The organism is Ornithinibacillus halotolerans, assembly GCF_014637405.1.
Classification (GTDB): Bacteria; Bacillota; Bacilli; order Bacillales; family Amphibacillaceae; genus Ornithinibacillus; species Ornithinibacillus halotolerans.
In genome coordinates, this window is sequence record NZ_BMEY01000026.1 from 1 (window position 1) to 25,274 (window position 25,274).

Annotated in this window: 35 protein-coding genes and 1 pseudogene; 7 read left to right on the forward strand and 29 right to left on the reverse strand. The window is 34.8% G+C overall.

What is annotated here, in order from left to right:
* Positions 1 to 134: 134 nt before the first annotated feature.
* The 6 genes from IEV35_RS17945 to IEV35_RS17970 form a co-directional block, all read right to left on the reverse strand.
* Positions 135 to 995 (reverse strand): CAP domain-containing protein, encoded by an 861-nt coding sequence (locus IEV35_RS17945; protein ID WP_229740797.1) that lies wholly within the window; start codon positions 993 to 995, stop codon positions 135 to 137.
* A 197-nt stretch (positions 996 to 1,192) separates the two neighbouring features.
* On the reverse strand, positions 1,193 to 2,008 hold the full coding sequence (locus tag IEV35_RS17950) for a CPBP family intramembrane glutamic endopeptidase (RefSeq protein WP_188386036.1): 816 nt from the start codon (positions 2,006 to 2,008) through the stop codon (positions 1,193 to 1,195).
* Positions 2,009 to 2,172: 164 nt separating this feature from the next.
* On the reverse strand, positions 2,173 to 2,979 hold the full coding sequence (phnE, locus tag IEV35_RS17955; RefSeq protein WP_188386037.1) for a phosphonate ABC transporter, permease protein PhnE: 807 nt from the start codon (positions 2,977 to 2,979) through the stop codon (positions 2,173 to 2,175).
* A 15-nt stretch (positions 2,980 to 2,994) separates the two neighbouring features.
* Positions 2,995 to 3,810 (reverse strand): phosphonate ABC transporter, permease protein PhnE, encoded by an 816-nt coding sequence (gene phnE, locus IEV35_RS17960; RefSeq protein ID WP_188386038.1) that lies wholly within the window; start codon positions 3,808 to 3,810, stop codon positions 2,995 to 2,997.
* The gene (phnC, locus tag IEV35_RS17965) at positions 3,803 to 4,582 is read right to left on the reverse strand and encodes a phosphonate ABC transporter ATP-binding protein (RefSeq protein ID WP_188386039.1); all 780 of its coding nucleotides are present in this window, start codon (positions 4,580 to 4,582) and stop codon (positions 3,803 to 3,805) included. The genes phnE (IEV35_RS17960) and phnC overlap by 8 nt, the downstream gene beginning before the upstream one ends.
* A gap of 114 nt (positions 4,583 to 4,696) precedes the next feature.
* Entirely contained in the window at positions 4,697 to 5,785 is a 1,089-nt protein-coding gene (locus tag IEV35_RS17970; RefSeq protein WP_229740798.1) for a PhnD/SsuA/transferrin family substrate-binding protein, read from the reverse strand.
* A 167-nt stretch (positions 5,786 to 5,952) separates the two neighbouring features.
* On the opposite strand from IEV35_RS17970, the gene darA reads away from it, so the two are divergent.
* Positions 5,953 to 6,279 carry a cyclic di-AMP receptor DarA gene (darA, locus tag IEV35_RS17975; RefSeq protein ID WP_188386040.1) on the forward strand — a complete coding sequence of 109 codons (327 nt, stop codon included), beginning with the start codon at positions 5,953 to 5,955 and terminating at the stop codon, positions 6,277 to 6,279.
* A 213-nt stretch (positions 6,280 to 6,492) separates the two neighbouring features.
* Here the strand turns inward: darA and IEV35_RS17980 are convergent, their stop codons facing one another.
* From IEV35_RS17980 to IEV35_RS17995, 4 genes are read right to left on the reverse strand one after another with little or no spacing between them, the layout of a single operon-like run.
* Positions 6,493 to 6,762 carry a hypothetical protein gene (locus IEV35_RS17980; RefSeq protein ID WP_188386041.1) on the reverse strand — a complete coding sequence of 90 codons (270 nt, stop codon included), beginning with the start codon at positions 6,760 to 6,762 and terminating at the stop codon, positions 6,493 to 6,495.
* 27 nt (positions 6,763 to 6,789) lie between these two features.
* Positions 6,790 to 6,963 (reverse strand): hypothetical protein, encoded by a 174-nt coding sequence (locus tag IEV35_RS17985; protein WP_188386042.1) that lies wholly within the window; start codon positions 6,961 to 6,963, stop codon positions 6,790 to 6,792.
* Positions 6,964 to 7,482, reverse strand: a complete 519-nt coding sequence (locus IEV35_RS17990; RefSeq protein WP_188386043.1) for a GNAT family N-acetyltransferase — start codon at positions 7,480 to 7,482, stop codon at positions 6,964 to 6,966.
* A gap of 58 nt (positions 7,483 to 7,540) precedes the next feature.
* Positions 7,541 to 7,786: a hypothetical protein gene (locus IEV35_RS17995; protein WP_188386044.1), complete on the reverse strand. Its 246-nt coding sequence runs from the start codon at positions 7,784 to 7,786 to the stop codon at positions 7,541 to 7,543.
* Positions 7,787 to 8,025: 239 nt separating this feature from the next.
* Here IEV35_RS17995 and IEV35_RS18000 point away from each other — a divergent pair, with 239 nt between their 5' ends.
* Positions 8,026 to 8,508: a CBO0543 family protein gene (locus IEV35_RS18000; RefSeq protein ID WP_188386045.1), complete on the forward strand. Its 483-nt coding sequence runs from the start codon at positions 8,026 to 8,028 to the stop codon at positions 8,506 to 8,508.
* A 73-nt stretch (positions 8,509 to 8,581) separates the two neighbouring features.
* Here the strand turns inward: IEV35_RS18000 and IEV35_RS18005 are convergent, their stop codons facing one another.
* A complete protein-coding gene (locus IEV35_RS18005) occupies positions 8,582 to 9,016 on the reverse strand; it encodes a GNAT family N-acetyltransferase (protein ID WP_188386046.1) in 435 nt (144 codons plus the stop codon).
* A gap of 426 nt (positions 9,017 to 9,442) precedes the next feature.
* On the opposite strand from IEV35_RS18005, the gene arr reads away from it, so the two are divergent.
* Positions 9,443 to 9,859 carry an NAD(+)--rifampin ADP-ribosyltransferase gene (gene arr / locus IEV35_RS18010; protein WP_188386047.1) on the forward strand — a complete coding sequence of 139 codons (417 nt, stop codon included), beginning with the start codon at positions 9,443 to 9,445 and terminating at the stop codon, positions 9,857 to 9,859.
* A gap of 242 nt (positions 9,860 to 10,101) precedes the next feature.
* On the opposite strand, the gene IEV35_RS18015 is transcribed toward arr, so the two are convergent.
* The 8 genes from IEV35_RS18015 to IEV35_RS18045 form a co-directional block, all read right to left on the reverse strand.
* Complete coding sequence (locus tag IEV35_RS18015) at positions 10,102 to 10,329, reverse strand: hypothetical protein (RefSeq protein WP_188386048.1); 228 nt, start codon at positions 10,327 to 10,329, stop codon at positions 10,102 to 10,104.
* Between the two features lie 69 nt (positions 10,330 to 10,398).
* Positions 10,399 to 10,566: a hypothetical protein gene (locus IEV35_RS18020; protein WP_188386049.1), complete on the reverse strand. Its 168-nt coding sequence runs from the start codon at positions 10,564 to 10,566 to the stop codon at positions 10,399 to 10,401.
* Between the two features lie 48 nt (positions 10,567 to 10,614).
* A complete protein-coding gene (locus IEV35_RS18025) occupies positions 10,615 to 10,854 on the reverse strand; it encodes a hypothetical protein (RefSeq protein ID WP_188386050.1) in 240 nt (79 codons plus the stop codon).
* A 208-nt stretch (positions 10,855 to 11,062) separates the two neighbouring features.
* Positions 11,063 to 12,010 carry an RNA polymerase sigma factor gene (locus tag IEV35_RS18030; RefSeq protein ID WP_188386051.1) on the reverse strand — a complete coding sequence of 316 codons (948 nt, stop codon included), beginning with the start codon at positions 12,008 to 12,010 and terminating at the stop codon, positions 11,063 to 11,065.
* A gap of 242 nt (positions 12,011 to 12,252) precedes the next feature.
* Complete coding sequence (locus IEV35_RS20350) at positions 12,253 to 12,384, reverse strand: hypothetical protein (RefSeq protein WP_268237938.1); 132 nt, start codon at positions 12,382 to 12,384, stop codon at positions 12,253 to 12,255.
* A 235-nt stretch (positions 12,385 to 12,619) separates the two neighbouring features.
* Positions 12,620 to 13,090 (reverse strand): DUF1648 domain-containing protein, encoded by a 471-nt coding sequence (locus IEV35_RS18035; protein WP_188386052.1) that lies wholly within the window; start codon positions 13,088 to 13,090, stop codon positions 12,620 to 12,622.
* Positions 13,091 to 13,331: 241 nt separating this feature from the next.
* Complete coding sequence (locus IEV35_RS18040; RefSeq protein ID WP_188386053.1) at positions 13,332 to 14,711, reverse strand: vWA domain-containing protein; 1,380 nt, start codon at positions 14,709 to 14,711, stop codon at positions 13,332 to 13,334.
* A gap of 22 nt (positions 14,712 to 14,733) precedes the next feature.
* Positions 14,734 to 15,552: a hypothetical protein gene (locus tag IEV35_RS18045; protein ID WP_229740799.1), complete on the reverse strand. Its 819-nt coding sequence runs from the start codon at positions 15,550 to 15,552 to the stop codon at positions 14,734 to 14,736.
* Between the two features lie 382 nt (positions 15,553 to 15,934).
* Here IEV35_RS18045 and IEV35_RS18050 point away from each other — a divergent pair, with 382 nt between their 5' ends.
* A complete protein-coding gene (locus tag IEV35_RS18050; RefSeq protein ID WP_188386055.1) occupies positions 15,935 to 16,387 on the forward strand; it encodes a CBS domain-containing protein in 453 nt (150 codons plus the stop codon).
* Between the two features lie 67 nt (positions 16,388 to 16,454).
* Here the strand turns inward: IEV35_RS18050 and IEV35_RS18055 are convergent, their stop codons facing one another.
* The 6 genes and pseudogenes from IEV35_RS18055 to IEV35_RS18075 form a co-directional block, all read right to left on the reverse strand.
* Positions 16,455 to 17,912 (reverse strand): DHA2 family efflux MFS transporter permease subunit, encoded by a 1,458-nt coding sequence (locus IEV35_RS18055; protein WP_188386056.1) that lies wholly within the window; start codon positions 17,910 to 17,912, stop codon positions 16,455 to 16,457.
* Positions 17,913 to 18,598: 686 nt separating this feature from the next.
* Positions 18,599 to 19,087, reverse strand: a complete 489-nt coding sequence (gene ybaK, locus IEV35_RS18060; protein ID WP_188386057.1) for a Cys-tRNA(Pro) deacylase — start codon at positions 19,085 to 19,087, stop codon at positions 18,599 to 18,601.
* A gap of 50 nt (positions 19,088 to 19,137) precedes the next feature.
* Entirely contained in the window at positions 19,138 to 19,359 is a 222-nt protein-coding gene (locus IEV35_RS18065; protein ID WP_188386058.1) for a hypothetical protein, read from the reverse strand.
* 138 nt (positions 19,360 to 19,497) lie between these two features.
* The gene (locus tag IEV35_RS18070; RefSeq protein WP_188386059.1) at positions 19,498 to 20,127 is read right to left on the reverse strand and encodes a hypothetical protein; all 630 of its coding nucleotides are present in this window, start codon (positions 20,125 to 20,127) and stop codon (positions 19,498 to 19,500) included.
* A 67-nt stretch (positions 20,128 to 20,194) separates the two neighbouring features.
* Positions 20,195 to 20,299: pseudogene (locus IEV35_RS20240) on the reverse strand (DNA alkylation repair protein); the annotation flags it as partial.
* Between the two features lie 144 nt (positions 20,300 to 20,443).
* Entirely contained in the window at positions 20,444 to 20,953 is a 510-nt protein-coding gene (locus IEV35_RS18075) for a type 1 glutamine amidotransferase domain-containing protein (protein ID WP_188386060.1), read from the reverse strand.
* A gap of 160 nt (positions 20,954 to 21,113) precedes the next feature.
* Here IEV35_RS18075 and IEV35_RS18080 point away from each other — a divergent pair, with 160 nt between their 5' ends.
* The 3 genes from IEV35_RS18080 (at position 21,114) to IEV35_RS18085 (ending at position 22,645) form a co-directional block, all read left to right on the forward strand.
* On the forward strand, positions 21,114 to 21,920 hold the full coding sequence (locus tag IEV35_RS18080; RefSeq protein ID WP_188386061.1) for an aldo/keto reductase family protein: 807 nt from the start codon (positions 21,114 to 21,116) through the stop codon (positions 21,918 to 21,920).
* 228 nt (positions 21,921 to 22,148) lie between these two features.
* Positions 22,149 to 22,328: a hypothetical protein gene (locus IEV35_RS20355; protein ID WP_268237939.1), complete on the forward strand. Its 180-nt coding sequence runs from the start codon at positions 22,149 to 22,151 to the stop codon at positions 22,326 to 22,328.
* On the forward strand, positions 22,310 to 22,645 hold the full coding sequence (locus tag IEV35_RS18085) for an HD-GYP domain-containing protein (RefSeq protein WP_268237940.1): 336 nt from the start codon (positions 22,310 to 22,312) through the stop codon (positions 22,643 to 22,645). The genes IEV35_RS20355 and IEV35_RS18085 overlap by 19 nt, the downstream gene beginning before the upstream one ends.
* Before the next feature lie 270 nt (positions 22,646 to 22,915).
* Here IEV35_RS18085 and IEV35_RS18090 read toward each other — a convergent pair whose 3' ends face one another.
* The 4 genes from IEV35_RS18090 to IEV35_RS18105 form a co-directional block, all read right to left on the reverse strand.
* Entirely contained in the window at positions 22,916 to 23,965 is a 1,050-nt protein-coding gene (locus tag IEV35_RS18090) for a 2,3-butanediol dehydrogenase (RefSeq protein ID WP_188386062.1), read from the reverse strand.
* Between the two features lie 123 nt (positions 23,966 to 24,088).
* Positions 24,089 to 24,343, reverse strand: coding sequence for an SDR family oxidoreductase (locus tag IEV35_RS20245; RefSeq protein ID WP_373284786.1), 255 nt, complete (start codon positions 24,341 to 24,343; stop codon positions 24,089 to 24,091).
* Positions 24,333 to 25,070 (reverse strand): tRNA pseudouridine(38-40) synthase TruA, encoded by a 738-nt coding sequence (gene truA / locus IEV35_RS18100; RefSeq protein ID WP_188386064.1) that lies wholly within the window; start codon positions 25,068 to 25,070, stop codon positions 24,333 to 24,335. The genes IEV35_RS20245 and truA overlap by 11 nt, the downstream gene beginning before the upstream one ends.
* Complete coding sequence (locus IEV35_RS18105) at positions 25,063 to 25,263, reverse strand: YwbE family protein (RefSeq protein ID WP_188386065.1); 201 nt, start codon at positions 25,261 to 25,263, stop codon at positions 25,063 to 25,065. The genes truA and IEV35_RS18105 overlap by 8 nt, the downstream gene beginning before the upstream one ends.
* Positions 25,264 to 25,274: the final 11 nt, after the last annotated feature.

Sequence of the window (25,274 nt, forward strand, 5' to 3'; positions counted from 1 at the left end):
AAATTAGAAACCATCGTTTTCATCTCTCCTTTGGGATAAGTAAATGGAAGTTCTGTGATAGGTATTTCCATTTTACTAGAAACGATGGTTTTTTTGTATTTAATGACTATTTACTATACTAGGCACCCATAATATTATTTCTTTATAAACATTTGTGTTGCGTAATGACCTTGTGATACATGTCCTACGCCAATATGTGTGAACTTTTCATTTAATATATTCGCTCGGTGCCCTGGGCTGTTCATCCAACCATTCACTACCGCTTCTGGTGTCGAATATCCATACGCAATATTCTCACCTGCAGCAGTATAACTTACTCCAAACTGCGACATCATATCGAATGGTGAACCATAAGTTGGGCTTTGGTGATCAAAATAACCAACATCGACCATATCCTTCGACTTATACCATGCCACTTCGCTTAATTTTGCATCAATCTTTAGTTCTGGTAACCCGTTATTTACTCTCTCGATATTCGTTAACCGAACAACTTCCCGTTCATAGGCACTAACACCTGGATAGCCTTTAGCATTTTGTTTCGGCTTTGTCGCTACTTTTTCCTTCTTATCCTCAGTCACGGAAGCCTTAGGTTTACTATTATTCTCTTGCTTCTTTTGTACAACCGTCTTTTGTTCTTCTTCTTTCACCTTTGCTTCAGCTTCAGCTTCAGCTTCCGCAATCCTACGTTTCTCCGCTTCTTTCGCTAATCGCTCTTGCTCTTCTTTTTCCTTAGCGATCCTTTCCTGTTCCCGCTTTTCTTCCTCTAGTCTTTGTCGCTCTTTTTTTTCTTTTCTTTTTTGCTCTTCTATATCTTGTAACACTTTCAAGTCTTTCGTGTCTTTATCCCATTCCTGTTGTTGTAAATCTTTCAAACTATGCTGGGAAACTAGTATTTCCTCTTTTGAAAGAATTTCTTTTCCAGTAAAAGAAAATACTAAAATGATAGCTACAGTAACTACTGCACTAAACATTACCAATCTAGTAGAAAGTTTCATCATAATTACCTCTTTTATAACAAAATTTGAGTCCATTATATCATAGAAGCTAGATTAATAGAGGTAATCGTCGAAATTTGTAATGATAGAGTAATATTCCGGCTATTAGTTGAAATAATTGTAATATCCTGCTAAAAACCCAATCAAAAAAAGACGACTCGAATGCTAAACGCACCAGAACCGTCTGAAACTTATTTTTATAACGCCTCTTTATTTCCCCACTTAAAATTCGTAAACATAAACGACAACACAATCGCTCCAATAGTACTTGGTAGTAAAATAAATGCAATAAATTGTAATGTGAACATATTACTTACTTCAAACAGACCATGAACAGGCCCCAGAATTTGTGTAGCGGTCATAATCGCAACATGAAACCCAATCGATGTCCACACACTTCCTGAAATCGCTCGAAATATACCTAAAATAATCGCAAAACCAGGTATGAATTGAATCTGTTCCATCGAATACATTGCTCCGATCAAGTAAGCAAATAAAGAAAAGAGCAATGTCTGTATGATAATGGTAGCCCAATGTGGAAATACGACATTTAAGTATTGATAAATATACCCTCTAAAAATAAATTCTTCTGGTAAAGCTTCCATAAAAAATACCGTAACAAACAATAATAAGATGCTCCATAACAAAGTATCGATATTAGAATTCAGTTTTAAGTCTACCCAACCTAACGAAATACAAATTACTAAACCAATAGCCGCTGGAACTATCCATAGAAAGAGTCCAAGAAGAAACGATTTTACATTCTGTTTAAGTGTTCCTTGCCCAAGTTGATTCCAGCTGAACCTATCATACTTAAGCATTGCGAATAAAAGTATAAACGTCAAAACGCTCGTAATTACCGCAATTAACAAATGACTAAATTGGCTATGTTCATCCTCCCAAAATAAATCGGTTAGAAATAAAACAAATCTCAAAATAGCTACGCCAGCTATTAACACGATAAAGACCCTTAGAACTAAATCCTTAAGATTAAATGGTGCTCTTTCCCCCATAAAATAACACTCCAAACATTAGAATAATTTACATAAGTAGTATATTCCAATCTTACTTACCTTAAGCCTGTAAGCACAAGAAAGAGCTCCACTTTCTTCTTACTAACTCGATAAAAAACTAAAACCCAAAAGTATCCTCTGGGTTTTAAAATATTATTAATCTTTTACCCTCTCACCAATTTCCCCCTAATCCGATTAGATCCTAACTCCACAACTAAAATAAGAACTACTAATCCGATTAAAATTGCGCCAACTTCATTCCAACGGTAAGCACTCATTGCGAAGATAAGAGGTGCTCCAATTCCACCGGCTCCAACTAACCCAAGCACGGATGCTTCTCGTAAATTCATATCGAAGCGGTAAATAATAATCGAAAGAAACATTGAAAACAACTGTGGAATGATGCCATATCTAATTTTTTCAAACGTCGTACAACCTATAGAGGTCATCGATTCTAATATACTAGTATCCAAATCTTCAATCGCATCAACGAATAGTTTCGCTAACATCCCAATAGATATTAAAGCAATCGTTAATACCCCAGCAAATGGCCCCTGACCTGTCACGCGAATGAACATTAGCCCATATACTAACGCAGGCACTGTTCGGATAAATATTAACAACAATCTAGTTAGCCATGCTATCGGAGATGGTACTACATTGGATGCGGATAAAAATGCTAATGGTACAGCTAAAATTGCACCAATTACTGTACCTAATATCGCAATAGCAATCGTTTCTAGCAATAAATACGGAACCCCTTGAGTTGTAAATGTCAATAACAATTCCAAATCCGGTGTGAAAATTCCAGCAATAATCGTGCTAGCTATTTCCCAGCCGCTACTCTCTACATTTTGTAAATTTACCGCTGTAAACGACCAGATAAATAATAGTAACAAAATGATCGTGATGAAAGTGAAATAGCGTTTATGATTAGGTGATGCATATAATTGTCTTTCGATTGTACCCATGTTCACCTTTCCCCTTTAAATCAACCTTTTTCTAAAATGTTCACTGATTCGTTCAATAAAAAATACGGTAATAACTAACATGAAGAGAATCATGCCAACACTCGGATAGTCTCGCCAGCCTAACCCTTCATTTAACAACAACCCTATTCCACCTGCACCAACATACCCTAATATAGCAGCATAACGAACATTTCCTTCAAAACAGAATAGAGCTGTCGATAAGAAATTCGGTGATACTTGTGGAAAAATAGCATAGCGGAATGCTTGCATGCGGTTCATACCAAGTGATTCCATCGCTTCAAACGAACCCATCTCCACATTTTCTATTTGTTCATATAACAGTTTTCCAACATAAGCTAATGTAAAAATAAAGATTGCGACAGTACCTGCCAATGTACCTAACCCAAAAATAAACGTCGCAATTAGTGCTGTGACTAAAGTTGGCAACGTTCGTAATAGACTAAGAAAAACTTTAGTACCGGAAACCAGTGCTCTATTTTTCACTACATTGGAAGAAGCTAGGTAAGCGACAGGAATCGCAACGACGGAACCAAGCACAGACCCGAGCAATGACATTTTTATCGTGTCAATTAACGGTTGCCAAATATGCGGAAAATAATCCCACTGTGGCGGAATCATTTCAAAAACTATAAAGAAAAATTCCTTCCATCTGTCCAGTAGAACGGATAATTCGAAATCCGTAAATTGGATGGAATAATATAATGCAAGAAAAAGTAAAACCAACACAATTGGCATACGTGACCTTTTCTGTTCGACTACTTTTCCATTTGGTAAAGCAATACGTTTAGGAGGGAAGATTTTATCATACATAAGCTTGTTCCCCTTCGACTGCCTGCTGTACTTCTCTTTCACCCTTATAAATGTAATCCAGTACCTCTTGTGTCACTGCCTCCGTCTTTCCATCAAAAACGATTTTCCCATCTCGTACACCAATAATTCTCTCTGCATATTGTAAAGCCATCTCTACATGGTGAATATTCATAATAACGGAGATTTTTAATTCTTCGTTAATCCGTTGAAAATCATCCATTACCTGCTTGGCCGTTACCGGATCAAGAGACGCAATTGGCTCATCTGCCAAAATAATATCTGGCTGTTGTGCTAGAGTTCGCGCTAAGGCGACCCGCTGTTGTTGACCACCAGATAATTGATCGACACGGACATAAGCTTTATCTAAAATCCCTACTTGGTCTAATGCAGTTAGCGCCTCTATTTTATGTTCTTTAGAGAAAATCCCCGTTACTTTCCTCCAAAAAGGAAGATCTGGTACGAAGGAAACAAGGACATTTTTTAAAACTGAGGTCCGTGTAACAAGGTTAAACGACTGAAAAATCATCCCAATTCGTTTCCTGAATGTTCGAATCTGCTTCCCTTTTAATGTATTAACTTCAACGCCATCTACGATTAGTTTTCCACTTGTTATATCATGCATCCGATTAATACAACGAATTAATGTCGATTTACCTGCTCCAGATAAACCAATAACCGCCACAAATTCGCCCTTGTCAATCTTAACATTCACATCTTGTAATGCTTTTACTTTATTTGAATAAATTTTTTCTACATGGATAAACTCAATCATCTATCATCCCAACCTTATTAAAAATGAGGCTAATCTCAAAAGGATGCCTCCCTAATGGAAGGGGCCAAACCCTTTTCTTGAGACAGCCTCATATATTTGTTTGATTCAAACAGTCTATTGTAGACTTTTTACAATTTCTTGCGCTTTGCGTTCATTATCATAATCCTCCGATGAAGCTGGTTGGTAGCCTTCATGATTGTAAATAGAAATGACTTCTTTTCCAGCATCTGTTTCTGCAATATTCATAAATGCAGTTTGGATAGCGGATTTTAAATCTTCGTCCATTATCTTAGAGTTTTTACTTACACTGATCGTGTCGTTATAAATGCCAGGAGTCACGCCAATGACATTCGTATCCTCCCAAATCGTCCCATCACCGTTCCAAGCATCTGCATTATCACGACGAGCATCTGCATATGTAACTAATACATCAATTTGACCAACAGCTAAGCGAGCAAAAGCACTCCCATATGAATCGGTTTGAACAACGTTATCAAGATCTGTAATTGTTTTATCAAAATTATCACTTAGCCAAATTGCTGGATAAATATATCCTGCCGGAGAAGAGGACGACATTACAGCCCATGATGCACTATTTACATCATCCCACGTTAATTCTTCCCCATTGTTAACTTTATCCGCTAATGCTTGTCCTATTTCAGATGGACCAGCAATTACTAATGCACGATAATAAGTCACTTGATTATCGGATGCTTCTGTTGGCTTATTATCATTCCAATATTTTGCATCGTCAGAATCATTGCTTAAACCTGCACGAGTCGCTGTTAACACAACTTCTGCACCGTCATCATATAATACGTATGTACCACCTGGGATAAGCCCAATATCAATCGTCCCTGCTGAAAGCCCTTCTCCAACTGCTTCATAGTTTGTACCTACTGTAATATCTACTTCTTCCACATCATATCCTAATGTTGCTAATTCATCTGTTAGCAATTCTTTCAAAGGTTCTGTAGCTGTAATAATCTCATCTGGCTCTCTTGATGGAACGAAGCCAATAGATAATGATTCAATTACTTGATTGCTAGATTCCGAATTATTATCGTTATTATTATTTGCAGCTGTTTCAGTAGAATTATTTTCATTCTTTTCCTTCGATTCCTTGTCATCGCTAGAATCACCACAAGCTGCCAAAGCGACAATAAATAATACCATTACTAGTGACAATAATACTTTTTTCAATTCGTATTCCTCCTTATGTAATGATTGTGACACCATCAATCATACTGTTGGAATATTAAGGAAGTATTAATAGTTTGTAAAATGATGGAAAAGGTCAGGTCTATTTTCATACTTAGTAGAATAATATATGCTAAACTTAACTTATAAGAGGAAAAAGGAGAATTCACATGAAACTAGTTGTCGCCATTGTTCAAGATCAAGATAGCCAAGCATTGATGAAAGTTCTTAACAAACATAATGTCCGTGCAACTAAATTATCTAGTACAGGTGGATTTTTACGTACCGGGAACACCACGTTTTTAATTGGAACAGAAGATAATCGGGTACTCGAGGTATTACGATTAATAGAAAAAACAGGAAAACAACGTGAGAAAGAAATCCCACCAATCTCCCCATTAGGAGGAAGCACAGAAGACTTTCTACCAGGTTATCGCGCACTAGTAGGAGGAGCAACCGTATTCGTCTTACCAATCGAACAATTTCATAGATTTTAAAAAAATTGGTGCCTGACACCTCCCGAAATTTGTCGAACTCTGGCAATATTCGGGTGGTGTCAGGCACCAAAGTTTATCTTTCCAATAGTATATACTCTTTCGTTTTTTCAATTGGTATATCATGCCTACTAGCAAATTCTATCTATGGGAGTTGAAATTTACGATACGAAAATTAAACCCTTTATAATTTTTCACTATCACACATCGATGCCATCAACCAACTCGTTTATATTTTAACATCTCAATTTGTTCATGACTAACAGTCTTCTTATATATAGTTAGCGTAAGTACTTGTATTTGAAATGTTAAAAATCCATCTGTAATTACTACTGTAAATACCATAAAAATAGTTAAAAATACAAATATCGCAAGTGGAATAAGGTAATAGAGCATCCAAATTTCAGTAACAGTAAACATAATGAACAATATTAACAATAAACTAGTAACTTGTAGCCATCTATTGGTCGTTGCTTTATATTTCAATACAACACCCCCTAGGAATATGAGAGCTTATTTCTCTTTTAACTGTTTTAGCAAATCTATTATTTCTGAATTTTGTTCGCTCATTTTTTTTAGAGTCACTTCGATGGATATTCCAGTAATAATGAGTACAATTATCCCTAATAAAATAATGATTTCCAAAATATCTCCGGCTTCCCTTCTTTTAAGGATAAATTTGAACAATTATCTCTTATAAACTTCGTCCACATTATCCCATACATAAATTAATTCATTTACTGTTTTTCCACCAATATTGATCGGTACTTTTTCTACTAATTTCGCACCATAATTTTCATAAAAGTAACGACTCTTATTATCCTCTAAAACTTCTACAAAGATCTTCTCATAACCACATTGCTTAAAATGCCGAAATAGTTCTTTAAACAGCATCTTTCCAATTCCTTGTCCTTGATATTCTTCTAGTAAATAAATCGAAGTTAAATCACTAGCATTTTCCTCTTTATTCGTTTCTCTCTTCCAGCCATCTGCAAAGCCAACAATTTGGCCGTCATTATTCTCAGCTACAATAACATAATTATCTTCACGTTTAATATTGTTCCTCCACAATTCTGTTCGCCGTTCATAAGATAATTTATTTAAGAAGTCATCTGGGATAATGCCTTTATAAGTCGTTCTCCAACTATCAACATGAACCTTTGCAATACTTGGTGCATCATGTAAATCCGCTCTTCTTATGTTCATCTTCACACCCCATTACGTAGAAATACTCCTAATCTAGCATCTTTTCTTATCACCTATTTCACTTACTCACAAACAATGATTTAATAGATTCCTTATAATGATAATAAAAGAAGAAACATGGAATAATAAATGAAATTAAACCTACTATATAAAGATTATAAATCACAAAGACCCAACCACCGAGAAGGTTCATTCCTGAGAATGTTAAAGAAGACCATAAGTATTTTTTATCCTTTACTACTTTAAATACATAAAGGCTCATTACGATAGAAAATAAGGCAATTAATATTGAAATTAAAATCACTATATTTCACCACCTAAAGAATTCTCTTATGCTTCCAATTTCTAAATTATTAGTACGTTTTCATACTAACACAATATTCCGACACTGTTATAAGTTTTTCCATAAGAAAAAGGATCAATTACTGTCCCCTCTGTTAACTCGTAAACTTTTGTAACAACATTACAATTCGCTCACCAGACATTCAATCTAATACATAAGTACCAGATTTTTAGCAAACCTTAATAATTGAGGTGAACATGATGTTTAAGAAGGTAGAGAAAATAATCGAAATTACCGCATGGATTGGTACTGTACTTTTACTAATTAAATTTGTTCCTAAACATAGAATCCGAGAAGCACAGGTTATTTTTTTATTTAAACAGGTCATTACATGGCTTTTTGGATTAATCGTCGTAGAAAAAAATCTAATTTCGTATCCTAAACGTTTATTTTTTAGTAAAACGAATAAATCTAGTTTTACTTTTGAATATTTTGTGTATCCCGCGCTATGTACCATATTTAACTTGTACTACCCAGAAAAGAAAAATAATTTAATCAAGCTGCTTTATTACTTTTTCCACTCTGGTCTTATTACAGCGTTCGAATTACTAATGCTCAAATATACGAAACTTATTAAGTACAAAAAATGGACTTGGTACTGGAGTCTATCTACAATTTGGTTCACCTATTATTTATCTCATCTATATCACAGTTGGTTTTTCAAAAAACAAATACAATCTTGATCTAGGTAGCAAAATTACCACTTTGCTACTCTTTTTTGCCTTACACATAATACAATGTAAGCGAGTTTATGTTCTATGTAATACTCATCGATATGGTCCTGTTTTTAAAACCTAGGCTTTCATATATATGAATCGCAGGATTCCCATCAAATACAGTTAAACGCACTTCGGAATACCCATCTTCTTTCAACTGTTCAATACCTGTTTTTATTAATTGTTTAGCAATACCTTTCCCTCTATAATCCTCTAACACAAATAGTTCATAAATAAATCCAACTTGCTTATCTAAAAAATGATCCTTGCTTCCTCCTAAAAGTATCCAACCCATTAACTTACCGTTTTCTGTTGCAATTAAGTAATAACCTCCCTTCTTTATAATAGGTTCCACCAATTTTCTCGCCTTTTCAATCGTTGGTTCTACTTCACCTAAAGTGCCTTCAATTATCGCCTGTGGAGAAAGTTCAAAAATCTGTTCCATTTCTATCTCATCTGGTTTTCTAATATCCATGTTACAAGTCACTCCATTCCATAACTAATAGAATATTACAGTACATTTCTGCTTCAATTAATCCCGCTTATTGTCGTTTATCACAAATGCTAACGTAATATTCCGAAAAATAAAATTAGAGTTATAGAAGTAAATCGAAAATTTACCCCTTTCAACAATGACTTTTTTGGCAACTCTATTGTCAATCTTACACTACGTCTTCATCCGCGGAGATTAGTAGTTAGTCAGAATAATTTAAGAAAGAAAACTATATAAAAAAGGACACTTCATTTTGTTAATGAGTGCGCCCACTTATAGATATTTATCACCTTTATACCTTCTACTTCCATTATACTACTTTCTATGGTTAATTTATAGACTATTCTTTTTGTAGTTCGGATACTATACTGTTATATACAAATCTAATGAAACATGAGGTGTATCCATATGAATGACAAAAAAGATGTATTAGATCTAGGTCCCTTCTTTCATGGTACAAAAGCAGCTCTAAAAATTGGCGATCTTTTAGAACCGCAACACTTATCCAATTATCAAAACAAAAAATCGAACTATATCTATTTTACAGCGACATTAGAAGCTGCAAAATGGGGTGCTGAATTAGCCAAATCTGAATCGAAGGAAAGAATATATATTGTAGAACCATTAGGTGATTTTGAAAATGATCCAAACTTAACCGACAAAAGATTCCCAGGAAACCCAACACGTTCCTACAGGTCTAAATCACCTTTGAAAATAATAGCAGAATTAGGCTCATGGGAAAGACATACGGATGAGCAAATTAATCAAATGCTAGCATCTTTACAAAAAATAACGGAAGAAGGTAAAAATGTAATTTACGATTAATCCTTCTTATATAAAGAGACAAAACTAACAAGTAGTGTCAGAAATACAGAAAACTCGTTCCTTACGATGTTGAGGAATCGAGTTTTATTTTTCACTTATTCAGGTAATCTGCCCATTTGTTATCTTGCGTGTAGCTTCATTTTATTTATGTAAAGCACATAATCCATTACTTAACATGAACTGTATTAATCGAATTATTATAAATAACTCTTCCAATAAAACATCTAAACATATTCTAAATTCTATTTAAGTTTATTTTTCCTTATTTCGTTTAATTCAGGAATTTGTTTATATATATCCGATATTTTATCTACAATTTCCAATTTCACTTTATCTCCACCATTACCTGAATTTGCAGTGTTAATAAAGCCATAAATTAGCCTTAACAATGATTTAGCATCCTCCTCATAAAGATGATTAACAGCATCAAGAGTATCCTCATATTCCTTTACATCATTAGTTTCTTTCAACGTTTCCACTCCAATTATTATTCAGTAATTTATCCCGTTAACTTAAAGGTTAATAAAAATAATTTCCTATTAATTACTATTTCCCTCTAACCACTTTATTGCCTCTACCTCTGCTTTCAAATATGTAGTTTTTACATCCGCAGGAATTGGACTATCGCCAAAAATTTGTCCATTCATAGTTTTCATATTTGCCACAGTTAAAACAATCATTGCACCGTCGGTTAAATTATACGTCATATTCGCTGTAGCATACCCAATTGAGGATGGACCAAAAGTTTTATCTAATTACTTATTAATTTTTTTCGGGATCACATAAGCAATAGAAGCAGAAAGAAAAGCAATAATTAAATTTGGTAAATAATTACTGTTATTCCCTAAAATAACTCCTTCTTGAGACAATTCACCTGCATTTCGGACATCAGATACATCTGGTGTATATATAAAGGTAAGGATCATTCCAAATAGAATGTGAAATAATGAAAATAATACAATAAAACTAATCGCAAAAATAATATATTTCTTCATTGTGTACACTCCTTTTGTATTGCCTTAATCCTAACTACGAACAATTAAAGTATAAAGTTTCACTATCTACTAATTTACTCCTAGAAGGAGATACTTAGATCAATTAAAAAAAGTGCTAAAAATGAATTAGCACTTTTTTGGTAAAATGATATATCTTTTTTGTTTAGAATAATTAGTCACTTTTTGTCATAACGAACCAACCTATCTTTCAATACCACACTGTATCAACTGGAGCAAGAGATAATTCTAAGTACTCAGCCATATATCGCATAAATTCTCTACAAAAATAATAGCAGTCCCAATTTGCAATTTTTCCATCTTGCCAGTCAATAGTGTTGACATCATATAACATTGGTTCATGTTCTGTCTTTTTAATAAATATGATAGTTTCTTTTCCAAATAAATATTGATGAATTGCATGTACATCCTGTATTTCCTCTAAATGGTTTGGATTTAGAGAGTATTTTAGGATTGTTTCTTTTCCATATTCCTTACTGTTCATCTCAACAAAACTAAATGTAGCATTTTCTTGAAGCATATTCGCAAGTCCGTTGAAATCCATTCGATTATATGCTGCAATAAATTCTTTTACATTTTCTGATTGAGCGATGACATTTGCATTCTTCATTTTCCCCCGATCAAACTCTCGAATCTCAGTAAGCTTTTTTCTTGCACGATTGAGAATTCCATTAATGGCACCTTCCGTACTGGCTAATAATTGCGCTACTTCTTTTGCCTTGAATTGAAATGATTCCATAAGTACAAATACAACTGCTTGTTTTGGGGTAAGGTTTTTTACTAACGATAATATTGCTTCATTTGCATCAAGGGGGTCAATGAAATCTTCTTTTATATCATTCTCTTCAATCTCTTGACTAGAAAACCTTCCACTTTTCCTACATTGATCAATCCAGTGATTAGAAGCTACCCGAAATAGATACGATTTTGTTTGCAATTTCTGTTGCCGATGAGATAAAGCAGATAAAGATGCAAATGACTTCAATAAAGTATCTTGTAGTAAGTCCTCTGCATCCCATGGTGTTCCTGTTAAACGCAAACAATAATGCCATAATTGATTTCGATATGGCTGAACAATTTTCCAATACTTTATCCATATATCCTTCGTCTCTTCACCTATTGCTTGTAAATTTGTCATAGTAAGCACCTCCTACTTATATAACGAATATACCCAGCTAAATCATACGCTCTTTTATAAACTTTTAGAAAGTGATAAATTGCAATACATTATTAAGTATTGATAGATGAAGTATTACGAAAAATTGCTAATTTGATTGATTATCTAAAAGATAGAAAGACATCAAAAACCCATAACGATTATTTATTTGTAAAGATTCGTGAGTTGGTGAATAAATTAATTTCTCTTTCCAATCCCACTCCCTACTTATTTTTAATCTCCTCCAATAAAGAAATAATCTTGTCATTCTGTTCGATAATCTTATTATGTTGCCTTCTAATTCCTGTAAAATCGAATAGAAACACGATTAATATGATAGCTATAAAGATGAGCATTATTATTTTCTCCCAACCTAACCTTAATTTAAGTTCTTCCCCCTAGAATACAACCCACATAAAAATTAATGTGCACTACACTGTTATATTGCAAATCGAATGAGCTTGCAAATTCCTCTTTCCCATACTTGCTCGCATATGTAAAAGAATAATAATGTTGACGAGTTGTTCTTAAGAAAATGGCGATTATAATTAATCACCTCTCCGCTTCACTCCAGCTTTTGTAACTGAATTTCTAATACTTCAATGTAGCAGCCCAAATTAATAAAAAGATAGGAGCTATAAAACAGATAACTAAAAGAATGACTGCTATCATTAAAGGAATGCTAGAATCCATTCCGACTGAATATCTGAGCAAGGCTTCGTTTGCTAGAATAAAGGTATTTAAACTTAAATATTGAATCAAGACTAATACTTTTTCCGCATTGGAAAACTGAATTTCTTTATTTGCCTCCGTTAAATTCACATAGTTCAACTTTTCAGGTTTTTTCACTAATAATCCAATAAACGCCCAAATGCCAATACTTAAAATAGGCATAATAAACAACATGTATTTTGGACCCCAATTATCTGGTGTATCATTTGTAAAATGTACCGCGATTTTTTCCGGAATATCTACCCATAAATTAAATAAATTAAGAATATGGTAGCCAAAAACAAAAATGGAAATTAAAAAAAGAGTTATTTTCACATGTTTTATTTTCATTTTATCACCTCTCGGATTTCAAGTTTTTCATACTAGAATGCAATATTTCCTGCTGTATGTTTATCACTTTTTCGACGTACGAGAAAAACCCACTCTTCATTCGTTACATACGAAATAATTCAAAAAATGTTTCAAATAAAATAAAATTTCAAAGCACAAAAAATGTAGTGCTATCCACGATGTGGTTAACACTACATTTAAACTATAATCACCGTTACTTAACTCTCCATTAGAACCTCAGCTATTCTCTCCCTTCCTCCCCTCTATCTCTTACCTCTATTCTTAATTCCTTGGCTTTATCCCGTATTTCGGTATTTAGTTCAGACATTTTACTACGTGTAAAAGTTTGAATTGCGTTATATCGTTTCCTTATTTCTTGATTAATATGAAGCTCAATCTGTTTATCAAATGCTAGCTCTTCCAATAAATAGTTTGATAATATGAAGAATTTTTCCCTCTCAAGATCTGATTTTTCATAGATTTTATTTTTCAAATCATGGACTTGGTTTAGCTTTTCTCGCTCCTTTGCGTAGTAATCATCAACATTATCAGATTGCCATGATAACCATGCCTTATCGAGTTCTCTTTTTTCTTGATTAAAAAATTCTTCTATCTCTTTTTGGGACTTAACCGTCAAGTACTTTCCTGCACCAGCATCCGCTATCTTCTTTAGTTCATTTTGTCCTTCATCATCTACATCAAAGCCAATAATATTAACGACTGCTTGCATATCGGATTGATTTAATTTCTCCGCTTCCTCTACAGGATTTCCACCACATGTCTCTAACCCGTCACTAACAATATATACGATGTTCTCAGCACCTTCTTCTGCCTTGTTTTGTATATCGTCATACGCTTTAGAAATAGATGCAGCTAACGGGGTTTGACCACCTGGTTTAACTCCTTCTAGCACTTCTCCAAATTTTGACTCATCATATGGTGCTAGTTCATAGACCACTTCAGTACTATTACAAGATTTTTCCTTATCACCAGCTTGCCCATCCCCTTCATTCCCATAAATTTGCAAAGAAACATTTACTTGTTCGGGAAGAATAGATACAAATGATTCGATTGCTTCTTTGGCAAGCTCCATTTTCGTTTTACCATCTAATGTTTCTTCCATACTTCCACTAGCATCCAATAATATCGCAACGTTGACTTCTTTCTCTATTGAAGCATTCGTTCCTTCTGATCCACTCCCATCTGGAGCTTCAGTCGGACCATCAAATGATGTGTCGAACTGGTTGATTTGTTCGTAAAGGTCTCGATAATCATCTGCGGCTAAAGCTAATATTTGTAAGTAATACTCTTCTCCAGTTAAATTACTATCTAGTTTAGCAAGAATTTCTTTAACTTTATCTTCGTCGTAATTGTCTTCCCCATATATTCCAGGTTCTAGTTGCATAATTTCCTGGGCGTCTTCTGTTTGAAATCGTTCTGTGTCCAGTTCATCATTCACGTCGTTTTCCGAGTTATCTTCGGCAGGTGATTCATTTTCTTCTATTTGTCCAGGTTCAGTATTGTTTCCATCTACAGTCTCGATATCGTCCGAATTATCATTGGAACAACCGAATAACAAGAATCCTAAGCTTATTATATAAAAAATCTGTCTAAACTTCATGCTCTCTTCACCCTAGCTTATTTTATTCTGGATCTGGGATTTCTACTTCTCCACCCCATTGTATAAACGTATTGGAAGTTCTTACCGTGAAATCTCCGCTCGTTCCAGTTGCTGCAAAATATGCCCCAAGATAATCGGATGTAATCCAGTACTCCCAATCTGTCAATACTGAAAGGCCCATATCTACCACATCATCCGAAGTCAGTTTCCACGCAATATCTACAAAAGCTTCACTATCTGGAGTCGATTCCTCCCCTACAACTGTCCATGTAGGAACAGCACCTAAATATTCGGCAATAAAGCGAGGATCAGAAAATACACGATATAGATCAATGAGTGAAGTTGCCATCATCACTTCTGGTTCTGTCGAATTTGAATCGGCTTGAATCCAACCAGTCCCCGTGTTCACCCAGCCTGTATCTTCTTTCAGTACAACACTAAATTCATTAGAATGAAGACTGAGTGAAAAGTTAGGATCCCATTTAAAATCAACGGTAGAAGAAAATCCTGTATCATCTCTTACTATGTGGCTTCCGGATTGCTGACTGATCATTGCTTCTACCACACAATCTGCTAATGTACTTCCATCTATTTCTTTACCTGCTTCAAATATAATCCCCTCACAGCTCGGATAATCACCACCAATTCCATCTGTATCGTTTGTTCCTGCCTGATCTTCTACTTCCGTATTATCATCCTCTGAATTATCTTCTTCCTCATTTGGTTCGTTATTTTGTTGGTCCTCGTCATTTTGGCTCGTATTTTTTTCGCCATTCTCTTGATTTTCCATGTTTTCGGTATCATCTGTTGAATTACATGCAACAAGAAGAAAAAACAGCATCATAAAAACAATTAGTTTTTTAATTAAACCCCTCACTTCGTCCGTTATAAAGAACAAGAATACCAAGCTATATTTACACAAACAAAAAATAAAAGCCTTTGTTCACTTTGGAATAAAGGCTCTGAATGTAATTTAATTGTAATAAATTCAGAAAAGTTAAACAATAGTTCTTTCTCCCTAATATCAGTTTTGAATATACGATGTAGACTAATTCATAATCCAATAACATCCATTTCATACTTGACCAAGCAATGCACACTTCCCCTTCCTACTAACTTCATAGAAAAGTCACTTTTATATAAGGTATATCAATAATTTCGTATGATAAACTATAATTATATTATCAATATATACGTTCTCAACTAGAAATGAGGGATCCTTAATGCAAGTAAGAGACTTTATGATTACGAAAGTGTATACCGTAAAACCAACCAATACCATTAAGGAATTGTTACAAATTTTATATTCGAATCGTATTGGTGGTGTTCCTGTAGTCGATGAACTAGGCCGTTTAATCGGTATGGTTTCTGATGGAGATGTTCTACGATATCTCGCGCCAAAGCCTGTAGGTTTCGCTGGACTTGTTTATATGATTGAAGACGGAGAAATTGAGGATGTCATTCAAGAAAAGCTAGGAACAGAAGTGAAAGAAATTATGACGAAAAGGAATCCAATCTACGTAGCACCTGATGAAGAATTTGAAAAAACACTTCGTTTAATATCCAGGCATCATTTCAAAAAACTGCCCGTTGTGAATGGAGCCGGTCGTGTAATTGGTGTTTTAAGCAGAGGAGATATCATCAGTAATATTTCTGAAAAAATCATTTCTTCTTAAAAAAAACTATTCGCTCCAGATACCTGTTGCGAATAGTTTCTTCTTTAGTTAGTTTTTATTAAGCTGTTTACTTTCGAACCGATTCTGCTACTTTCACAGTAACTTTTGATGATTCCTTTACTTCAACTTTAGATTTTACAAATAAAGAGAATAATAATACAAGTACGGAAATTCCACCAACAAAGTAAAAGGCATATTGGATACCTGCAGCTAGAATTTCTGGTTCAGATGCTGTAGGTGTGCTAGCTAATAAACTGTTTTGGCCAGCTGTGAATAGTGTAATGGCTATTGCTGTACCTGCTGCACCAGCTACTTGATTTAATGTATTCATTGCAGCCGAACCATCAGAATACAGTTCACGCGGTAATTGGTTCAATGCATTCGTTTGGGAAGGCATCATGACCATCGTTAATCCGAAGAATAGAATCATAAAAGCAACTAAAATTTGCCATACTGGTGTAGATGCTGAAATGACAGTAATAAACATGATATTTCCAATCACAATAATAACTGATCCAGTAATAACGAAGAAACGCGGTCCGAATTTATCGAATAAAGCTCCAACAATTGGAGATAAAACAAAGTTCACCGCATTACCAGGAAGTAATACTAACCCAGCCATCATTGCCGTTAATAATAACGCACCTTTTAAGTATAATGGCAATAATATTCCCGTAGATAAAATCATTAAAATACCTAAAAACATCATGACAGTCCCTAATGTAAACATTGGATATTTAAAAACACTCAAATTGACCATTGGTTGATCCATTCTCGTTTGGCGAAGACCGAATAATAAAAGTGAAATGATCCCTATTAATAATGGTCCCCATACTTGAGGTGATGTGATCGGTGCTGCTGCCATTGTTGCCAATGCATAGATTAACCCACCAAAACCAACTGTAGACAAACCAACCGATGTAAAATCAATTTTTGGTTTAGTAATCTCTGAGACATTTTCGATTTTTATAATCGCGGAAATGGTTAATAGTATATATAAAATTGCGCTAATCCAGAAAATGTAAGGCCAACCGAGCGTACTAATAATAACTCCAGAAAGTGTCGGTCCTAATGCAGGTCCTAACGTGATGACAAGTCCCATAATTCCCATAACTACTCCACGTTTATGGACTGGGAAGATAATTAGTAGAACACTAGTCATGACTGGGATTAAAATGCCAGTGCCTATCGCTTGAACAACACGTCCCATTAACAACATTATAAAGTCTAAAGCCAATGCCGCTAAGATCGTTCCAAGTAAAGAAAGAATAAGTCCTCCGATTACTAATTGTCTCGTACTGAACCATTTCATTAACAGTGCAGAAACAGGAACTAAAATTGCTAATACTAATAAATACCCTGTTGTTAACCATTGCGCCGTGGAAGCATAGATTGAAAATTGCTCCATAATATTGGATAATGCCATATTTAATGCTGTTTCTCCGAATAATCCAATAAATGTACCGAACATTAGTATAAATGCCATCATCTTTGGATTGTTAACGTTTACTGCTGTATTGCTCATGTAATTTGTACATCTCCTTCAAGTTTTTTCTTATTGTATTAAATGATATTGTCGTGGCTTGCTTATATTTTGTTAGAATGAATCCTCACTCCACTCTCCGGTAGATGCAGTCCATTTTAAAGCGATAAAATCTAGTATATTTCTGATTTCATTTGGAACTAATATCGTTTGTACATGCATTTCTAACTGGTAGACTTATAGAAGCAATCCGTGGTAGGGGTGATTTCTAACGAATTACTTCAATATGTAGAATGGTTTTATATTTTAATTCGTTGTCTTCAAACACTTCCACCATCTCTAATATGTTTCATTCCTTAGTAATCCTCCCCTACCAATCGGTATGAATCTAAGAATACCAATTATTTTTTCAGAAAGTCAAAGCTTTTTTGACTAGGAATGTTCCAGCGCGTTCACAATTTAGACACATTTACCTATATGAAAACGGTTTAGTATGAAAGCGCTCCAATTCCTTGTGAGACAAGTGTTTAGAACTAAGATTTTAATCTATTAATACTATATAAAATAATATGTATGGTAAATTTAACTAAATTAAATTAAGTTTCTGTTATTCTAACTTCATTAATATTTTTACAAACAAAAAAATGCGATCCTTTTTATTAGATCGCACGTTTCACATTTTACCAATTCATGAATTGTAATACCAAAGGCACTTATCTTATTTTATTTTATGAATTCACAAGGTCTGCAAATTTCCCCCGACATAAATTATATAAATCTTGTGGTGCTAATTTTACTTGCAGACCGATTTTCCCTGCACTAACAATCATATAGTCAAGTTTTTCAGCAGATGTATCGATATATGTAGGGAATAACTTTTTCATCCCAATCGGAGAACATCCACCTCGTATATAACCTGTTAAGCCAAGTAGTTCTTTCACTGGAATCATTTCCACTTTCTTCTCCCCAACTACCTTTGCTGCCTTTTTTAAATCTAATTCTTCCGTTACAGGTAATACAAAAACGAAATACTGATTTGCTCCTGCTGTTGCCACCAACGTTTTATACACATGCTCAGAAGGATAGCCTATTTTTTCAGAAACAGAGATACCATCTACCGCTTGGCCATCCTCTATCTCATACGATATTAATTCATAAACTACTTTATTTTTTTCTATTAATCGAACCGCATTTGTTTTTGTTAATTTTTTCGCCATTTCTTCCTACAACCTCACTCTAATAATTACATAGAATAGTATTCTTCACCTTATGGTTCTTGAAAACCAACCATTGCCATTAAAAACACGATAAGGTAGAAGCCTAATGCTAGGGTATTTACCCCAATTAAACATTTTCGTACATCACCTTTTATCCCAAACCAGCCAAAAATAATACCTATTGCACCAAATATAAAGGGTAAGTACAGACTTTTATTTAAAACAAAGGAAAAGGAATCACTAATAATTAGGATAATAATCAGTGCTGCCATAAGTAGTGATACGATTGAACATATCTTTTCCTTTATAGGTGATTTGCTCTTTGCAAAAAAATAATAACTCAATAAATAAAATAATCCAACCCATGATTTATGTTGTCCCCTTTGATTTCCCATTTTTCATTTACCTGTTCAGTTTCTATATTGCTCTCTTACCAATCTATTTTCTAGCTTTCCTGTTTTTGCATGAAACGATAGGTAAATCATATTCTTCCTACTCTTATCCCAACCAATTACTAATACAAGTGGAATGTTTTTATGTGGATCTTTCGTAAAACCGAAGTTGAATCCTTTCGCAAAAATATCTCCAGGATAAATTTCTGCTAACTTCTGAGCTTTCGTTAGTAACTCAGGTGTATCGTACTGTATATCCTCCACATTTGAAATAAAGTAACTTTCAGACATGGCATCTAATTCATCAGGCACATGAGCTGTTTCCCCTACTTTACCATTTTGAATAGTGACCAAATACCAATCTCTCTTTCCTGGAATACCGAATTGGATGTTCCAATATTTTCTTTTCCCATCCAACCCAGTTTGGCTTTCATCTTTATCAACACTTAGTCCGATATATAATTTGGCGTCTTTATTCCACTTTTGAGCCTCTTTATGTGCTAGTGCAGCCGCTTCCTTTAAAGTTAAACTTTGTTTTGGATGAGAACTATCTGTTTTCTCATTTTCAGGTGCATCGTTCCCATAGGTGCTAACTGAAAATGTGAATAATAATCCGAATATAATCGATATAATTGGATATAGTTTCATTTTACTCTCCTTTGATTTAGTATCAAAGGTTATTTTTCCCAATTCGTTGATAAAGTTTCAAAGGCAATTAATTCTTTTGTCGTTTGTTAACTTCCATGGAAATAAATTCAGTTAAATAGTTTGGCCTACACCCTTTGGATACTTTTTCATCTTTATAAAGACCTGTTTTCTCCAGACATATCTTCCAATGGAGATGTAATAAGGAAAGAGAACAGTAATAGAGTGGATCTAATTGAAGATTCTATAAATAAATAGCTAAACATGAAAAAAATCGGTTCCTCTCTTCGAAAGAAACCGATTTTTTTTAATGCAATTATTAGGATAATTTTGCTAAAATTTCACGTATAAACGCTGGTTCATCTTTAGGTGTTCTAGATGTAACTAGATTTTCACTAACAACAACTTCTTCATCACGATAATCTGCACCAGCTAGTTTTACATCATCACGAATTCCGATAAAGCTTGTTGCTTCTTTCCCCTTTAGAATATCAGCACTAATCATTACTTGTGGTCCATGACAAATACCAGCTATTAACTTACCGTCTTCATTGACTTCTTTCACAAAACGAACCACGGCGTCATTTACGCGTAACGCTTCTGGAGCTGCTCCACCAGGGATAACAACCGCATCAAAGTCAGCTGCCTTTACTTCCGATGCACCAACATCAGCTGTGTAAGAGACAGTTCCTTTCTTCCCTTTACATTCGGCACCTTTTTCTAATCCTACGATCACAGCCTCGTGTCCTGCTTCCTTTACTGCATCATATGGGTTTTTCATCTCAGAATCTTCAAACCCATTTGCTAGAAGAAACGCTACTTTTGCCATTTAATTACCTCCAGTAAAATAGTTGTTATCAAAGTAATTGTAATTAAACCATCCATAGAAAAGCAATTTATATGCTCAGTGCCCAGTGCTTAAGTGAAATATTTGATTCTTTTCTCAAGGAAAGATAAGGTGGGAAATACATAGACTAGGAGGTTTTAGGATGAAACATATGACATTAAACAATACCATTGAAATTCCAATTGTTGGTAGCGGTACTAATACATTCGGTAAAGAGGGTAATCAGTATACCGGTGCCTTAAGAGGTGACACCCAAGAGATTGACTGGGCAATTGCAAATGGCTACCGTCACTTTGATTCGGCTCAATTGTATAATAATGAAGAAGTTCTCGGAAAAGGACTAAAAAAATCCTCTATCCCACGTGAAGATTTCTTTATTACTACGAAGCTAAATACACGGGAAGGTTTCGGTGGTACTGATTGGGCACATGCTGAAATAAAGAAAAGTTTAGAGAAATTACAAACCGACTATGTTGATCAATTCCTTATCCATTTTCCATGGGATAACCATGATGAAATAGTGGAGGCATGGAACGTTTTAGAAGACTATTATAACCGTGGTGTTTTCAAATCGATTGGTGTATCGAACTTTGAGAAAGAGCATTTGGAATTAATCCTTGAACATGGCCACTTTAAGCCTGCAGTAAACCAAATTCCATCTTACATCGGTAAATGGAATGAAGATCTAATTGCTATTAATAAAAGTCAAGATATCGCAACGGTAGCCTGGTCCCCATTACGTGGTATCGATGAAAATGCTAAGCAGGTACTTGAAGAAATTGGTAATCAGTATGGAAAGACATACGCACAAGTAATCTTACGTTACCAAATTGAGCGTGATGTTATTGTCATCCCTAAATCTCATAATAAAGAACGCCAAGCACAAAATTTAGATATTTTTGACTTTAACCTAACATCAAACAATCGCGAACGTATAGCAAACCTATAACGGTGCCTCTATAACGGTGCCTGACACCGCCCGAAATTTGTCGAAGTTTGTCTTTTTAATTTCTTTGTTTTTACAATTAATATTTTTGATATACTTGATAAAAGAAATGACAAAGGAGTTAAAAATATAAAACGTACTCCCGAATCCCTCTTTGAGGATATCGCCCAGGATAACGAAGTCTTACAAATATTTAAGCATCATTCCCTACGAGTTATGGATCTATCTTCCATGCTTGCAAAAAAAGTAGGTTGTTATGATGATGACCTTAGAGTAGCTTCTTTTTTACATGACATTGGCAAAATGGGGATTGCAAAAGAAATCCTCCTGAAGCCAGGAAAATTATCCACCATAAAAAAATCATTGAAAGCCATTGCCACATTGGAAATACAATCGTTCGTAAAGAACTAGGTCGGACTCGAGCAGCTGAATTCATGCGTGATCACTATGAAAATCAGAACGGAACTGGATACCTACGCCGTTTAACCGGGGAAGACATTTCTCTCCAAGGGCGAATAATTCGTATATGTGACTCCTTTGATACGATGACATATGATGTACGAAATTATCAAACTACTGCTAAAATGAACTACAATGAGGCATTTGAAGAGTTAAAAAGATGTTCCTGGACTCAGTTTGATGGTAATTTAGTTGAAATGTTCATTGACTTACTCATTGAATTAGAACTCCAGAGTCATGGTATGATAGATATAATTCAAGCAAATTGATAACCCTACTGATTTTTTGTAGAAGAAAAGGGACAGTTTTTTTACTTTATGAAGTAAGTACAGTCCCTTTATTCTTGTTTTAAAGCCAATTTCCCTCAAAAAACTAGCCTTGAGTAGCGGCTTCATTTTCTCCTAATTCAACTTTTTACAACTTTTAATAATAGTGCTCAAAATCTAATGCATAAATTAAGGGAGACGAGAGAAATACTAATGACAGTATTTCCTATAAAAATAAAGAGACAAGGTATTATCCCTTGTCCCTACATACTTTTATTTTTCCCCACTTATTTTTACTAGAATCTTAGATTGGGTTTTGTCAGTGGTTAATGTTTCAAAACCTTTTTCTACAATATCATCCAGTTCGATTTCACTTGTTATGATACCTTGTGGTTTTAATTGACCTGAGCTCATTGCGTCAATTGTTTTTTGGAATGTTGTCGGTGTATATACGATAGATGATTTAATATTTACACCAGTATTTGTTAATTGTAATGGATTCCATTCGATTGCTCTTGCAAAGATGGAAACAATCATCATGACGCCACCAGGTTTAGTAGCATCGATTGCTTGTTTAAATGTAGGTGCAACACCTGCGACTTCAAAAGAAACATCTACTCCATCTGGAGCGATTTCACGTACAGCTTGCACTGGATCCACTTTCCCAGAGTTAATCACATGAGTAGCACCTAATTCTTTCGCTTTTTCCAATCTGCCTTCTGATAAATCTAGCGCAATAACAGTACTTGCCCCTGCAGCTTTTGCAGCGCTAATTTGCAATAGTCCAATTGGACCTGCACCAAATACAGCAACAGTATCACCTAATGATACACCGCTATCAATAGTAGCTTGTACAGCAACTGCTGTTGGTTCAACTAACGCACCATCTTGTAATGTTAAGTTATCTGCTAATCTATGAATATTGGAAACAGGAATATTTGCATATGTTGCAAAGCCACCATTACCATGTAATCCGATAAAATTAAAACCATCATAGCGATCAACTAGTTCATGTTTTTTACCGTATGTTAATGTCGGGTTAATGACAACACGGTCCCCTACTTTATAATCAGTTACTTTGGAACCAACTGCTTCCACCACACCTGCAAATTCATGGCCCATTGTTAATGGAGCTACTTCACCAGTTAGTTCTGCTTTTTCATTTACTGGAACGAACACTGGTCCTTCCTCATATTCATGCAAGTCACTTCCACAAATACCTGCCCATGCAACTTTTACTTTTACTTCATCTTCTCTCAATTCACGTAATTCTACTTCTTCCACACGAAGATTTTTAACACCATGCCATACTGCTGCTTTCATTATGTATTCCCCCTTGCTGTATTAAAAGTTTTTATTATTAGAATTCTATCTTATCTTATCATTACGTTTTACTTTTTTCAATTTTAATTACTTTGATAAAGTTTTTTAACTAAATCTATTTATCTACCTAACCGTCGCCTGTCGACCATCAACTGGTAATAATTGTCCAGTAATAAACTTAGAAGCGTCACTTGCAAGGAATACCATCGCTGGACCTAAGTCCTCATCTGGATCACCATATTTTCCACCTAACGGGATTTCCTTTTGATTTTCTTTATCCATTCCTTCCAATTGCTCAGGAGTTAGACGAGAACGAGCATCTTGATACATTGGCAGGAAATAAAATGTTAAAGAAATAAAGGTCAGATTAAAATCCAACCTTCTCCAAATACAACCCTTGAGCATCCGCCATTCGCCCTGTCTGAATTCGTTCTTTTGATTCGATAATACTTGGAATGGTAGCTGCGTCTTTCTCTCCTAGCCCTACTTCGATCAATGTCCCTACAATTTTTCTAACCATATTATAAAGGAAGCCATTTCCTCTTATTCTAATTTCAATAAATCCTTCATTCTCATTTATCTCTAAGGAATATATTTCACGAACCATCGACTTTTTCTTCGACTTCGCGTTGGAAAAGGATGTAAAGTCATGCTTGCCTAGGAAGTATTGAGATGCTTGTCTCATTTTTTCGATATCAAGCTTTTCTTCCACATGCATGCTGTATTTGCGCATAAATGGATGAGGATATTGCTCGTTCCAAATTTTATATACATACGTCTTATCCTTCGCATTATACCGTGCATGAAACCGTTCATGCTCTAACGTAACATCAACTACACTAATATCATTCGGAAGATAGCGGTTTAAATATTGCATTACTTCCTCTTCCGTGCTATTTTTCTTCATTTTAAAGTTAGCAATTTGTTCATACGCATGGACACCAGCGTCAGTTCGACTAGATCCGATGATTTCTATCTTTTCACCAGCTAATTCAGTTAATACATTTTCTATTTTCCCTTGAATGGTGTTGTCATTATTTCCAAGCCGTTGCCACCCTTTATATCTGGCACCGTCGTACTGAATCGTTAATTTATAATTATTCATTGCTATCTATCTCCTTCACTCTTCCTACTATGCCGTCTTCCAACATGACCTTTATTCCGTGTGGATGTGTCCTGGAATTCGTTAATATTTTTGATACGACACCGCTCGTTAACTTGCCTGTCCGTTGGTCTTGTTTTTTTACAACTTTTACGCTTAATCCTATTGTTATATTATTTCTATTAGTTCCTGGCATCGATTTGTCTC